This is a genomic window from Cytobacillus sp. FSL R7-0696 (assembly GCF_038006865.1).
In the GTDB taxonomy this organism is placed as follows: domain Bacteria; phylum Bacillota; class Bacilli; order Bacillales; family Cytobacillaceae; genus Cytobacillus; species Cytobacillus kochii.
The window spans coordinates 921,275-934,863 of the sequence record NZ_JBBOWA010000001.1 but is presented as its reverse complement, the minus strand read 5'-3'; the positions used below and the strand labels follow the sequence as shown (position 1 = coordinate 934,863).

At 37.0% G+C, this 13,589-nt stretch carries 14 protein-coding genes; 9 read left to right on the top strand and 5 right to left on the bottom strand.

What is annotated here, in order from left to right:
- Positions 1-39: 39 nt before the first annotated feature.
- Entirely contained in the window at positions 40-1,179 is a 1,140-nt protein-coding gene (locus tag MKX29_RS04885; RefSeq protein ID WP_251162784.1) for an endonuclease, read from the bottom strand.
- A 188-nt stretch (positions 1,180-1,367) separates the two neighbouring features.
- On the opposite strand from MKX29_RS04885, the gene MKX29_RS04880 reads away from it, so the two are divergent.
- On the top strand, positions 1,368-1,739 hold the full coding sequence (locus MKX29_RS04880) for a DUF3221 domain-containing protein (protein WP_224934462.1): 372 nt from the start codon (positions 1,368-1,370) through the stop codon (positions 1,737-1,739).
- Entirely contained in the window at positions 1,736-2,095 is a 360-nt protein-coding gene (locus MKX29_RS04875) for a n-acetylglutamate synthase (protein WP_224934464.1), read from the top strand. The genes MKX29_RS04880 and MKX29_RS04875 overlap by 4 nt, the downstream gene beginning before the upstream one ends.
- 62 nt (positions 2,096-2,157) lie before the next feature.
- Here the strand turns inward: MKX29_RS04875 and MKX29_RS04870 are convergent, their stop codons facing one another.
- The gene (locus tag MKX29_RS04870; protein WP_341104339.1) at positions 2,158-2,940 is read right to left on the bottom strand and encodes a cytochrome c oxidase assembly protein; all 783 of its coding nucleotides are present in this window, start codon (positions 2,938-2,940) and stop codon (positions 2,158-2,160) included.
- Between the two features lie 18 nt (positions 2,941-2,958).
- A complete protein-coding gene (locus MKX29_RS04865; RefSeq protein ID WP_409338375.1) occupies positions 2,959-3,435 on the bottom strand; it encodes a DUF2243 domain-containing protein in 477 nt (158 codons plus the stop codon).
- Between the two features lie 681 nt (positions 3,436-4,116).
- Between MKX29_RS04865 and MKX29_RS04855 the strand changes: the two genes are divergently transcribed.
- Entirely contained in the window at positions 4,117-4,581 is a 465-nt protein-coding gene (locus MKX29_RS04855; RefSeq protein WP_341104337.1) for an SRPBCC family protein, read from the top strand.
- Between the two features lie 242 nt (positions 4,582-4,823).
- Here MKX29_RS04855 and MKX29_RS04850 read toward each other — a convergent pair whose 3' ends face one another.
- On the bottom strand, positions 4,824-5,849 hold the full coding sequence (locus tag MKX29_RS04850) for a serine hydrolase domain-containing protein (RefSeq protein ID WP_341104334.1): 1,026 nt from the start codon (positions 5,847-5,849) through the stop codon (positions 4,824-4,826).
- 474 nt (positions 5,850-6,323) lie between these two features.
- Here MKX29_RS04850 and MKX29_RS04845 point away from each other — a divergent pair, with 474 nt between their 5' ends.
- The 4 genes from MKX29_RS04845 to MKX29_RS04830 are packed head-to-tail and all read left to right on the top strand — an operon-like array spanning position 6,324 to position 10,020.
- Positions 6,324-6,821, top strand: a complete 498-nt coding sequence (locus tag MKX29_RS04845; RefSeq protein ID WP_341104332.1) for a PH domain-containing protein — start codon at positions 6,324-6,326, stop codon at positions 6,819-6,821.
- Entirely contained in the window at positions 6,821-8,305 is a 1,485-nt protein-coding gene (locus tag MKX29_RS04840; protein WP_341104330.1) for a PH domain-containing protein, read from the top strand. The genes MKX29_RS04845 and MKX29_RS04840 overlap by 1 nt, the downstream gene beginning before the upstream one ends.
- Positions 8,306-8,321: 16 nt before the next feature.
- Positions 8,322-9,293 (top strand): quinone oxidoreductase family protein, encoded by a 972-nt coding sequence (locus MKX29_RS04835; RefSeq protein ID WP_341104328.1) that lies wholly within the window; start codon positions 8,322-8,324, stop codon positions 9,291-9,293.
- Between the two features lie 19 nt (positions 9,294-9,312).
- Positions 9,313-10,020, top strand: a complete 708-nt coding sequence (locus MKX29_RS04830; protein WP_289435118.1) for a DNA alkylation repair protein — start codon at positions 9,313-9,315, stop codon at positions 10,018-10,020.
- 71 nt (positions 10,021-10,091) lie between these two features.
- On the opposite strand, the gene MKX29_RS04825 is transcribed toward MKX29_RS04830, so the two are convergent.
- Positions 10,092-10,574, bottom strand: a complete 483-nt coding sequence (locus MKX29_RS04825) for a hypothetical protein (protein WP_341104326.1) — start codon at positions 10,572-10,574, stop codon at positions 10,092-10,094.
- Positions 10,575-11,018: 444 nt separating this feature from the next.
- On the opposite strand from MKX29_RS04825, the gene MKX29_RS04820 reads away from it, so the two are divergent.
- A complete protein-coding gene (locus MKX29_RS04820; RefSeq protein WP_251162777.1) occupies positions 11,019-12,581 on the top strand; it encodes an ABC transporter substrate-binding protein in 1,563 nt (520 codons plus the stop codon).
- 80 nt (positions 12,582-12,661) lie between these two features.
- On the top strand, positions 12,662-13,579 hold the full coding sequence (locus tag MKX29_RS04815; RefSeq protein WP_095370522.1) for an ABC transporter permease: 918 nt from the start codon (positions 12,662-12,664) through the stop codon (positions 13,577-13,579).
- The last annotated feature ends 10 nt before the right edge of the window (positions 13,580-13,589 follow it).

Genomic DNA, 13,589 nt, shown 5'->3' with positions numbered 1-13,589 from the left:
CTTAGAGTCAGAATTGAAGACTGCTTTTCTTTTCCTTAATTAATTCCAAATTTCTTCAACCCATTCAGGGTGATCGATAAATGGATTACGATTATGTTGATAGTCATTATAGATAATATCATTTCTTTGTCGTTCTAAGTCATCTACAGGGTCTAAGTTATGCCACTCAATTAACGTTGAGAGTTTGCCGTGATAGGGAGCTGAACCGTTGCTTACGCGGTCGTTCACCTCTAAATCCAGTTCGCCACTGTCGCCTTCATAACGGACATCCATATAGAAAATCATTCTCGCGACATCCCCTTTTACTTCATCACGTGGTTCCCAAGAATCATTATCCGTAAAGGTATCAGGTGCTTCACCTTGTGGAGATCCGCCATTATCAAAATCTTTGTTACCACGAGAGCCATTCACTGATACATCTGTGGGGCGTAGATGATGTAGGTCTGTTCCAGGACCCATAGATGTTCCGAAATCGCCATGCGATTTAGCCCACACATGTTCTCTGTTCCATTCATCTGAATTTCCACCGTTCGTTGATTTACTTTGTGATCTGCCTGTGTATAGAAGGATGACGTTATTCGTATTATTTGGATCTTCATCCGTTGCCTTTAATGCTTCCCAAACGGCACTATAAGAAATTTCGGTATGGTCATCAATGATATTGTGTAACGCGGTTTTTAATGCTTCGCCTGTTTTTCCAGTTGCAGAATCATAATAAGAACCAGGGGCATTATTTTCCTCATCAGGTCCTTCAGGTTCCTCTTCTTCGGATTGTTTGATCATTTCAGCTGTGTTTTTCAATCCAGGATGTGAATAGTACGCTGTGAGATTGCCGGTTACAGTTATTTTTTCACCAAGTAATTCGGGGTTGCTCTTAAGACCGAACTGTGTGCGGAATTGTGAGGGAATCTGAATATAAAGCATATTAGCAGTATTTGTTTCTGTGCGAGAATCAGCAATAGCTAAGGAGTAATCATCTGGATAGTTGCCCGTAATTACCGTATTGGCTGAGGTAGGCTTACCTACTATATAGCCTTCCACCGATTGTACAGAGTTATTTTGCACGTCGATGGCTTGTGATACTGGTAAGGTAGCAGCAGATATTTGCGAAGAATCGAATGATAGAGTAGAAAAGAAAACGAGAAAAGCGACAATAGATAACTTTAAGAATCTACGCATATTATCCTCCTTTAATTTTTTTATTGTATTCTGCTTCATCTTACCATTTTTCTGTTAAAATATTTTTAATAATAAGTAAATTTAGGGGGCGTTGATAAAAATAAGAAAATCTACTCGGCTTGTTTGCAGGAGAATAGAACTTGTTTAGAGGGAATTTATGGTGAAAGTAGGTGGTAAGGAGGTAGAGGATGAAAATCTTACGAAAGTATCTCATCTGTACTTTAGCTCTTTTCCTCATTATTAGTATTGGAGGGTTTCTTTTCTTTACATATACGCCGACCTACAAGGGTGTCATTATAGAAAGTGGGCAATCTATTTGGGTTGTGCCGAATGCTGAAAATATTAAATACAAATCAAAACAAGAGTTAAGAGAAACATACATGTATCAAGGAGTTGAATTTACATTACCAACTTATATGTCAGAAAAAAAGGTAGGTCAATTGTCAGTCGGTGATGAAGTAATCATCTACTTTAGTGGGGAGATAAGAGCTTCTGCACCTGGAGGCGGAGATGCTTATTGGGTCTCTTTAATAAAAAGTGAGAGCGAGGAATCAAATTGATTAATTATAACGGAAAGAAATTTGTATCAATAGAGAATACAAATAATGGTGAAGTCTCTGATCAAACTTATTTTGATTATAGTCAAGAGGGGAATATCCTATCTGCTAGCTACTATGGCGGACAGATTAGAAAAGGAACGTTAATCGGTATTGTAAATGAGGATGGTTCTTTATTGTTTAACTATAATCATGTAAATAGTAAAGATGAAGTAAGAGGTGGTACTTGTTCTTCAACGCCTGAATACCTTCCAGATGGGCGAATGAGATTACATGAACAATGGCAATGGAACGATGCAGATCAAACCGAAGGGCAATCGGTTATTGAGGAAATGAAAAAAGAATCGAAAGTATATTGATAGGAAGGCTAGTGGATTGCACTATTACTGCAAAAAGAGTCCACTAGCTATTCAAATTCTGATTACACAGAATGAGGTTGATACCTTTTAGGCTTTGTCACTTTAAACCATTGATAACAGAAAATAATAATAATCACTAGGTCAACAATATCGCCTCCATAATACATAATCATGCTTCCTTTTTCAGCTTCCATTCTTTCTACACTTGAAGGAGGGTAACCATAAAAAGATTTGGCTAGAATCTGATGTCCAGCGAGAGCTAAAATAAGTATAATGGCTCGAAATTGAAAACTATAACCTTGGTGAAGCTTATCAATATAGATGATTGATGCTGTGAAAAAATAACCAGCTAGGAAGATATGTGCATGAATGACGGTGTACAACACCATTGAATGATGCATCATTGTGAATAATTCCGTTCGATATAATAACCAAAGTCCACCAATATTTAACACCGTAGTAAATAGGGGATTTAATAAAAGGTGAAATGGTCTCATTTTTAAGGTAGTAGTCACTTTTCTAGCCGTTTTTACAGGTAATGAACGTAGTAGGAGCGTTACTGGTTTTGCTAGTACCATAAATAGTGGGCCAATCATGCCTAAAAGTAAATGGGCAACCATATGGACACTGAAAAATTGGTGTGATGCCTCTGCTAAAGGACCAGCAACTGCTAATATACAAAGTACATTTCCACAAATCCAACATGCTGTGTGATACCATGGCCACTGACGGTAAGATTGATTAGATTTGATGACAGCGATTCCATAGAGAATGATTAAAAGAAAAAAAGGAGTCGCTAAAATAAATGAAAGAATGGTTATGTCAAAGTGTTGTTGAGCAGGCATAGTGTCCCCCTATTAGCTTTACTTACTTTGTGACTGACTAGTTTTTCGGATGATAATGATTCCGATAATCGTAATCACTGCAGCAGTGATATTCCATACCAAATCATAAGGTAGCACATCAACTCCGTAGCGAATTTGATGTAATTTGAACACTTTATGTTGAATTAAACCATCGTATAAATTAAATAAACCAATACCTAATAAAGCCCCGCCAATCCATCTTTTTTTCCACCAAGATTCTCTTCTGCGTAAGTCAGCCACCATAAACAGACTTGCTACTGTAGCGAACCAACTAAACGCATGGAATAACCCATCAGAAAGTAATCCGATCTTTGTTGTGGATTGATCATAAAAATGATGCCAACTTAATAGTTGGTGAAATACCATCTCATCAATAAATGCAACCAAACCAAGTCCGAAGAGAATACCAGAGATGAGATTGTATGTTGAGTGCTTAGTTATGTTCTGTTGGAATTCCTTATGTTCGCCTTTAATTGAATTATCGATAGTATCAGCTCATTTCTGTAAGGTATTTCCTCTATTTTTCCCGAGTGTTTAAACTCTAAACATATATAGAAGTGTAAGTTTATAATGAATTTGAAATTGATTCGATATTCATAGGAAGTATTTATAGCAATTGGTTGTTATTGTGAATTAAAAGGAACCTAACTACGCTAAGGTAGTTAGGCATTTTGGAGTAGCTATGAAATTTTCATTACTAGCTTCCACGATATACTTGGTATCCCCAAGGTGAAATGAGAAGGGAGACGTGATTATCCATATCTACATTTGACACTCCGAACGAACAGGGACTGCCTCTAAGAATGGTAGGTCGGGGAGGGGGATTTCTTTTTCACGTCTAGTAAGTAGTGGAGCATCTAAGCGGCCGTTCGAACGAGCATTCTCTTCCACCTTGAATACCCTGTCGCTAAAATAACTTTGCGTGCAAGAAGGGAACGGAAGGTTCTTCTGATTGGTTGATATGTGGAGAAGTATACTTCGTAACGAGCTTCCGAGGGATTCGTAATGTCATAGATAAATAGTCTTTCTTCTTGCAAAGAGTTTATGAATATGAATCGATTGCATAGTAAAAATGAATGGTTAGTTTAACAAATTTTACCTCAATAGGTTATAATTATATTTGGGTGTTTATTAAATTATTTAGGAGAAAGACAAATGAAAGAAATACAATGTTATAGATTTGAAGCAGAGATTGAGGCAGATATAGATTTAGTTTTTGAATGTCTTAATAAAGATCAACATGTATTAAAATGGAATACACAAATCATTGAAAATCATTATGATGGAGCTGAAAGTGATTTAAAAGAAGGCTCGATGTTCACTACAAGGCAAAAAATTGGAAAAAAGGTGTATGAGTTACAAGCTGTTTATTCTAAGTATGATCCACCTTTTTATGCTGTAGTAGAGACGAAGACGAAAGAAGGAATAAGTAGGACAGAATACATTCTCGAAATCCTCCCAGAAGGAACAAAGTTTATAGCGAATGTTACATTGATTCCATCAAACTGGATCTATAAATTAGTTACTAATATGATGAAATGGTCATTTAAATATGTTTATGATGAGCAGTTTAATCAGTATATAGAATATATTTATCAAGTTGAATATGAGAGAAGATGAAGTATAAGCTGAGAGTAGCCCTTTTTCTGGCTACTTTTTTTATGATAAAAAAAGGTTTTACGCTAGGATCAGTTCATTCAGAGGATGATCCTTTTACATGTTACTTCGTATAGGTCTATAAGGAGAAGAATTGTGAAAAGGAGTGAGAATATGAGAGGAAAAGTATGTATTCCTCTTAGATTTTGAAAAATTTAAAAAGAAAGATAAGAGCTAATAGTGAAAAATTAGCTCCTATTCACCTTTTACTGATTAAATATTATATTTTCCATTTCTTTAAGAATTTCAAAAGCCCCTTCTGATTTATTTGAGCAAACAACGATGGTAAGAGCTTGATTTGGATAATGTACTGATCGATAATTAACTCCTGGATCATATCCCATCTGAATATATTTCACGATACCCTGTTCGTTTGATTCCATATAACCCCCATAACCGTAAAAGATATCTTCTTCCACATTTACTTGAGGAATCAATAAGTTACGAGTCATATCTTTTGTTAAGAGTTTGCCATTCATTAACGATTCCCAGAATATCCCCATATCAATTGCGGTAACATAGGCACCGCCATCAGGTCCACCTTTTACAGGTAGTGAGTAAATGTTCGATCTCAACGTTCCATCTGGTTTTTCCAAATATCCAAATGAAACGTCTTCGGGTAGTTCATCCATTGAAAAATATCCTGAGTCAGTCATGCCCGCTATTTCAAAAATATCTTTATTGATATAGTCAACAAAATTCATGCCACTGATATGTTCAATAATAAGGCCTAAAATAATATAGCCAGTATTATTGTATTTAAAAGGGCTATCCACTTTGGTTTTCATTTTTTTATATTGAAACATTGGCAAAAAGTCTTTTACAGAACGAATCTGATACATTGGCCTATCTTTCCAAAGGTCTTCATAATCATCCATTTCATCTTCGTCAAAATAATCTGGAATGCCCGATGTATGAGTTAGTAAATGATGAATGGTAATTTCTTTATCAAAATATGGAAATTTTATATCTAAACAATCAATGATTTTCGTGTCAAATGCGATTTTACCTTCTTCTACCAACTTACAAATTGCAACAGATGTAAAAATCTTACTACCAGATGCAATTGAAAAGCGAGTGTGTGAATGATTTTTGATTTTTTCAGGATAGATTGCATAACCAAAGCTCTCTGAAAATATTGTTCTATCATGCTTCCGTACATAAATACTCCCGGAAAATTGCACTTCCTGTTGCTTTTTTGTTAGACTCTTCCACTTCGTTTGTTTATCCAATTTTAATTCCTCCTGAATGTGTATTCCATCTAAAAAATCGAATTCATATAATGAGGCACATTCAATTAACTTCTTCAAATTTGATAAAGAATCATTTTGCTCTCCCCCTTCTCTTTTGAGCATAGCATTTTTCAATTTGTTATTACGATGATATATATTAATTTTATACAAAAATAGACAAAAAGAGTAGGAGTTTATAGAGTAGATAAGCTGATTCAAACGCTACTCACTTTATATATTTTAGAAATGACACTCAGGACCAAAGAGGCAAGTTGTTGAACAGAAGATAATAGCTATATCATGTTTATACAAAAATGTAGCAAGGTTTTTAGAGTTTTGTACTAGTGAAAAACTTTATATTTCTTTTCGTTTTAACTCTTGTTACTCTGATTATATCTTGCAAAATGATAACAAATGAAACTAACCCCCGCTTCTAACCGTATATTAGTAAAATCATACAGAAGGAGAATAAAGATGGATATAGATTTACCAATACCAAAGCAGAGATTATCTAAGAATAGTATAAAAGCGATGCTAATTAGTGAACTAATTGGGAATGCGATATGGTTGCCAATTCTTGCTATACTTTTTTACGTTGACGCTCGATTTGATTGGTGGGATTGGGTAGGATGGGTTCTATGGGTTGTCCTTGCTCTTACTATTTTATCTATGATTTATTCATTAACCATTCAACCATACCTATTATATAAAAACTTCCGTTATGAAGTAGATGAGGAATTCTTGCAGATTAAGCAAGGAGTGTTTATAGAAAAATATGAATTAGTACCAATGACAAAGATCCAATCTGTGGCAACGAATCAAGGACCGGTACAGAGAAGGTATCAATTATATGGTCTTTCTGTCGAAACGATGAGCTCAACCCATACAATCCCTATGCTATCAAAGGAAATAGCGATGCAACTGAGAAATACGATTGCTTATTATGCAAAAATAAAGGAAGTAGATGAATAATGGATTATAGACGATATTCTCGCTTAACCATTGCTTTTCATATATGGGGTGTTTTGAAGTTTTTCTTTTTTGCTTTTCTTTACTTATTTATTTTTAATCGAGAGGCCGATTGGATTGGTTACGGTAGAATTATTGCCGCCATACTTCTTATTCTTTCTATTATTTTTGTTATCTTTAAATGGCTGACTACAACTTATAAGATCGATGAGGTCGCTTTTTACTTGCGTGAAGGCTTTTTCACAAAACATAAACGAACCATTCCTTTTAGTAAGGTTCAAAATGTAAATAGACATACGACTTTTCTACATAAATTAATAGGAAAGACCTCCTTGAAGTTTGAGACAGGTATGTCTGGTGATGGCGGGACAATAAAATTCGAGGTGCTTTCTAAAGAAGAAGCGGACCATTTAGAAGACTGGATAGAAAAAAGTACACGCAATATCAAAGTGTCCCAAGGTGAAGAGGAAAAGGTAGAAGAATATATAGAAGATAGAAAACTGCATTTTGCTGCCAGCAAGAAGGATATTATGAAAGCTTCAATGACGTCATTAAGCTTTTTGCTTTTAATTCCAGCTTTAGGCTCTCTGTTTTTTATGATCAATGATTTTATTAATGTCGAGAAAGAAGCCGAAGGTGCCATTCACTTTATATTAAGTGCCTGGTGGTTAACGGCACTTGTTGTTATTTTTCTTATTGTGGCTTCAACGATATTTGGCATGATAAAAACATATATAAAATATGGTAATTATCGAATTTATTCAGATGATGATAGGATTTATATCTCTAGAGGCGTACTAGATGAAGTAAGCTTTTCTATTTCAAAGGAAAAGGTCCAAGCTGTCGAAATAACGCAAACGTTAATGAAAAGAATTTTACGTATTGCAGAAGTGAAACTAACGAGTGCTGGTCAGACAGGAGGAGGCGGCGGGGATTCCTCAATGGAGACAAGCTCTTTGTTCCCCTTTTTACCGCAGAAGGATGCCTTTCGTCTAATATCTGAAATCTTACCAGACTATGAAGTAGAAGAAGAGATGCACAATCTTCCGAAAAATGCTCTTTTTGCCAGGTTGTTGAAACCTAGTTGGCTCTGGATGATTGCAACGGCATTATTATATTATTTCCAACCCAATGTGTTAAATATGAATATGCCATGGTGGTTGTTTTCATTGCTTTTACTTATTTTAGTTGTTTTACTAAGGGTCCTAGATTACTATAATAGCCGCTATGTGTTGAATGAGCGTTTTATTCAATTAAAGACTGGGAGCTTAGCAACGACATTATTTCTAACTAGACGTGATAAAGTGATTGAAATTGAGATGAATAGGGGCCCCCTCGAGAAATTACTAGGCATTGCTAAGATTACGACTATCAATCGAGCGCAACCTGTGCGACACACTCACATGTATGGTGTGCCCGAATCCTTTCGTTTAGCGTTTTATCAATGGTATAAGAAGAGAGGATCAGAAATTGAATTAAAACAATAGATAGGGTGAATGTAAAATGAAAGCCGTAGTAATAGAATCGTATGGTTCCTCAGACGTATTGCAAGTAATGGATATAGACATACCACGGCCTTCTGCTCATGAAGTGCTCATAAAAGTGGATAAAACAAGTGTGAACTACGCTGATATTAAAAATCGTCAAGGGTTGAAGAAGAAAATGGAAGGCCCCAAGATTCTTGGTCTTGAAGCGGCAGGAACGATTGCCGAGGTAGGTTCTGAAGTCAAGAAACTTAAAGTGGGGCAAAGAGTAGTAGCTTTTCCTGAAAAAGGGTCCTATGCGCAATATACTGTGGCAAACGAAGCACTTACATTTGCCATCCCAAACGAAATTGATTTTACTACTGCGGCAGCAAGCCCTATTGTTTCCTTTTTATCTTACCAATTATTGAAGGACATCGCACGAATGCAATTAGGAGAGACTGTACTCATTCATGCAGCAGCTGGTGGTGTAGGTTCTACAGCCATCCAAATGGCAAAGTTATTTGGTGCGAAAACAGTAATTGGCACGGTTAGCAGGGAAGAGAAGTTTTCCACTGTGTTGGCAGCAGGGGCTGATTTGGCCATCACTTATGAGGATTTTTCTTCAAAAGTTAATGAATACATCGATGGAGATGGGGTTAATCTTATCTTAGATTCTGTTTCTGGCTCTGTATTTGAGGAAAGCTTTGCTTGTTTAACTCCATATGGGAGGATTGTGCACTTTGGCAATACGAGTAATCAAACGGGTAGGATCCCAACAACTGCTCTCCATAGCAGTTGTCGTTCAGTCCTTGGTTTTAGTTTTGGTACGACAAGAAAGAAAAGGCCGGAAACGATCAAGCCCGTTGCTGATGAAGTATTTAAGTTATTGGTAAACGGGGATGTACAAGTAAAAGTAGGGGCAGAATACTCCTTGTATGAAGTGAAAAAAGCACATGATATGATAGAGAATAGAGAGAATACTGGGAAAATCGTCTTAACAGTATCCTAGAAGAGGAGTGTTTTAGTTGATGGATTTCAATGAGGTAATGAATGAATTAGAAGCATTAGGAAAAGAGCGAACGAAAAAAATTTATCTCTCAAACGGTGCACATGAGCCCCTTTTTGGTGTCGCAACTGGAGCGATGAAACCGTTTGCGAAGAAAATAAAAATTGATCAATCATTAGCTGAGGAGTTATATGCAACAGGAAATTATGATGCGATGTACTTTGCAGGCATTATTGCCGACCCAAAAGCAATGACAAAGGAAGATTTTAATCGTTGGGTAGACGATGCGTATTTTTATATGCTTTCAGACTATGTCGTAGCGGTTACTTTATCCGAATCACCGATTGCCGAGGAAGTTGCCGATGAATGGATTGCCAGTGGGGATGAGCTGAGAATGTCAGCTGGTTGGAGTTGTTATTGTTGGTTATTAGGTAATCGGAAAGACGACGAATTTGTCACGAGCAAATTATCGGATATGCTAGATCAAGTGCAGGCGGACATTTATGACGCACCTATAAGAACAAAGGTATCAATGAATAACTTCTTATATACCGTTGCGATCTCCTATATTCCTCTAAGTGAAAAAGCAGCTGAAGTGGCAGAGGATATCGGAGCCATCGAAATCAAAAGAGAGAAAAAGAAGAATGGCGTTCTTCATGCTTATGAAAATATTCAAAAAGACTTAGATAAAGGTCGTCTAGGGTTTAAGCGGAAATATGTAAGATGTTAAAAGTCAAATGATGTCGGGATCAATTCTATTGATTCCGGCTTTTTTGTTGGTTTTCTAATGCATTAACAGGTTTACATATATCTCTGCGAATACATCAAGCCATAAATCAGAAGAGAAGTGTTGGTATTTGAGATTTGCGCACCTATCAAGCCATAAATAAGAAGAGAAGTGTTGGTATTTGAGATTTGTGCACCTATCAAGCCATAAATCAGAAGAGAAGTGTTGGTATCTGAGATTTGCGAACCCACCAAGCCATAAATTAGAAGAGAAGTGTTGGTATCTGAGATTTGCGAACCCATTAAGCCATAAATCAGAAGAGAAGTGTTGGTATCTGAGATTTGCGAATACATCAAGCCATAAATAAGAAGAGAAGTGTTGGTATCTGAGATTTGCGAACCTATCAAGCCATAAATAAGAAGAGAAGTGTTGGTATCTGAGATTTGCGAACCTATCAAGCCATAAATCAGAAGAGAAGTGTTGGTATCTGAGATTTGCGAACCTATCAAGCCATAAATCAGAAGAGAAGTGTTGGTATCTGAGATTTGCGAACCCATTAAGCCATAAACCAGAAGAGAAGTGTTGGTATCTGAGATTTGCGAGCCCACAAAGCCATAAATAAGAAGAGAAGTGGTGTTCAAATTTAGGATTTACGAACACTCCATGCATTTTTATCATTTAACATAAATTTCTAATTAAGATTAATTAAAATATATGCAATCCCCGTATTGTCTACAATGAATGGACATCCCGTATGACTTAAGAAAAGATAATTATCACTCTTTAAGTTCTTCCCGTAACATCGCAATAACCAACCTTTTTTTCAATCTTACTTTCCCTTACATTTCATAATATTCCCCTTCTGCAGATTTTCTTTTGTTCGTATTAAAATCTGATTGACACCATATCCTTAACAATTTTTATCATAGTTTTGCTTATACGTTTATAAACTGATGAAAAGGGCTTGCCTATAAAAAAATAAGCGTATAGGGGGAAACAATTTGAAGCGAAGTGTTTGGAGGAAGATTGTCCTGTTAGTCGTTGTTGCCATCGCTCTAGCTGGTTGTTCTGGAGGTGGCTCAGAGGTAGGTGGTGCTGTCACAGAGAAGGGAAATGATCGTGTATTAACAGTGGCAGTTGGAACGGATATGGTGACATTTGATATTCATGACCATAATAATACGTCGACGGAAGCGATTCATGTGAATATGTTTAATTATTTATTTAAAAAAGATAAGGATGGCAATATTCATCCAGAACTTGCCACCGGCTATGAGAAAATCGATGACTTGACCTATCAGGTAAAACTAAAGGAAGGTGTCACTTTTCATAACGGTGATCCTCTCACAGCGGAGGATGTGAAATTTACGTTAGAAAGAGTAGCGAAAGATGACACTTTGCAGGAGTACCCCAATTATAAGCAGATAAAAGAAATTCAAGTGATTGATGAGCTCACTTTCAATATAGTGACACAATCACCAGAGCCTTCCTTATTCCACCGTTTATCCAGACTTGGTTCAGGTATCTTGCCTAAGAACTATATTGAAGAGAATGGTTGGGAGCATTTTCTATCTAATCCCGTTGGTACAGGTCCATTTCAATTCAAAGAATGGAAACGTGATAATCGCATCGTTTTCACACCCTATGAGAATTATTTCGCAGGAAAAGTAGAAGAATGGGATGAGCTTGTTTTCCGAGTTATTCCAGAAAACTCGACAAGAGTGTCAGAGCTTTTAACAGGTGGGGTTGATATGGCTGTTAATATTCCTCCGTCTGATTGGGAACGAGTGAATAGTAATGAGGGTACATCTATTGTACAAGAAAGGTCAAACCGAGTCGTAATGCTAATATTGCGGGCGACAGAAGGGCTTCCGACTGCTGATGTCCGTGTACGTCAGGCACTAGACTTTGCTATTAATAACAAGGCGATTACCGATAATGTCTTGCAAGGTGGAGGTATTCCAACAAGAACAAGAGTAGGTCCAGGTAATTTCGGGCATCATCCTGACCTTTATGATACTTACAATTATGATATTGAAAAAGCAAAAGCATTACTAGCTGAGGCAGGTTATCCAGATGGCTTTGAAATGACTTTGCATTCACCGAAAGGGCGCTATTTACAAGATGCAGAAGTGGCAGAAATGATAGCGGGTATGCTTGCGGAAATTAATGTGAAAGTAAATATCGAGTTCATGGAATGGAGTAATTTTGTTGAAATGCGTACGGCTAACGAGAATAAGGATGCTTATTTAATTGGTCTAGGTAATTCCATGTTTGACGGTGCTTACTCGGTCGATTGGTATCGTGCTGAACGTTTTGAAGGCCATACAGATTATAAGAATGATCGAATCGAAGAATTGCTCGCTACCTCTGCCGTCAATATGAATGAGGAAGAACGAGCCAAGCAAATACAAGAAATTGAAGCGATTGCCGCTGAAGAGGTGCCACATATTATGCTTCATGAGGAAAAAATCAATATCGGTGTAAATGATGCGATTGATTTTGTTCCTACCCCAGATGAAATGATTTATGCACCAACTATTAAAAGGAAAGCAAGTGAATAAAAAAAGCTGATATTTGTGGGTGAATGGGTGGTTCCATCCATTTACCCATCTCTATTACTTTTCGCTATAGGGGGACAATAGTGGGCAAATATATTATGAGACGATTACTTCAAATTATACCGGTGTTGTTTATCATTTCTTTTATCGTGTTTTGCCTTGTTTATGTGGCAGGCGATCCTGTTGCATTAATGTTACCTGAAGATGCGAGTCAAGAGGATATATTACAACTCCGTGAATCACTCGGGTTAAATGAGCCTTTTTATATTCAATATTTCAACTATATGGTCGGACTTGCTCAACTTGATTTTGGTGAATCATTTCGTTATAACACGAGTGCCTTACCTATTGTGCTGGAGCGCTTACCGGCGACAATTGAATTAGCTGTAGCAGCTATGATTGTGGCCATAATGATAGCTATCCCTCTTGGTATTTGGTCGGCGACGAAGAAGAATTCTGCTATCGACGTCGTAGCGACAGGGGGAGCGGTCATTTGGAAGGCGATGCCAAATTTTTGGTTAGGGATTATGCTCATTTTGATTTTCTCCGTCATGTTAGGATGGTTCCCGGTTTCAGGGCGGGGTACATGGAGTCATCTGATCTTACCGGCAATCACGCTTGGCACAGGGATTGCTGCTGAGATGACACGGTTTATTCGCTCAAGTATGTTAGAAATTATGAACCAAGACTATGTTCGTACGGCAAGAAGTAAAGGGTTAAAAGAGTTTTTTGTTATCCATAAGCATGCTTTTCGTAATGCCCTTATTCCAGTTGTTACGATTACCGCGCTACAAACCTCAACTGTTGTTGGCGGCACATTAATAACCGAGAGCGTATTTTCATGGCCAGGATTAGGACAACTACTCATTCAAGCAGTGAATACAAGGGATATGGCAATCGTACAGGCTAGTGTGTTTATTATTGCATTTATTGTTATTGCTATGAATCTACTAGCAGATATTCTTTATAAATTATTGGATCCCCGCATTACATTTCGCTAAGGAGGAGTGG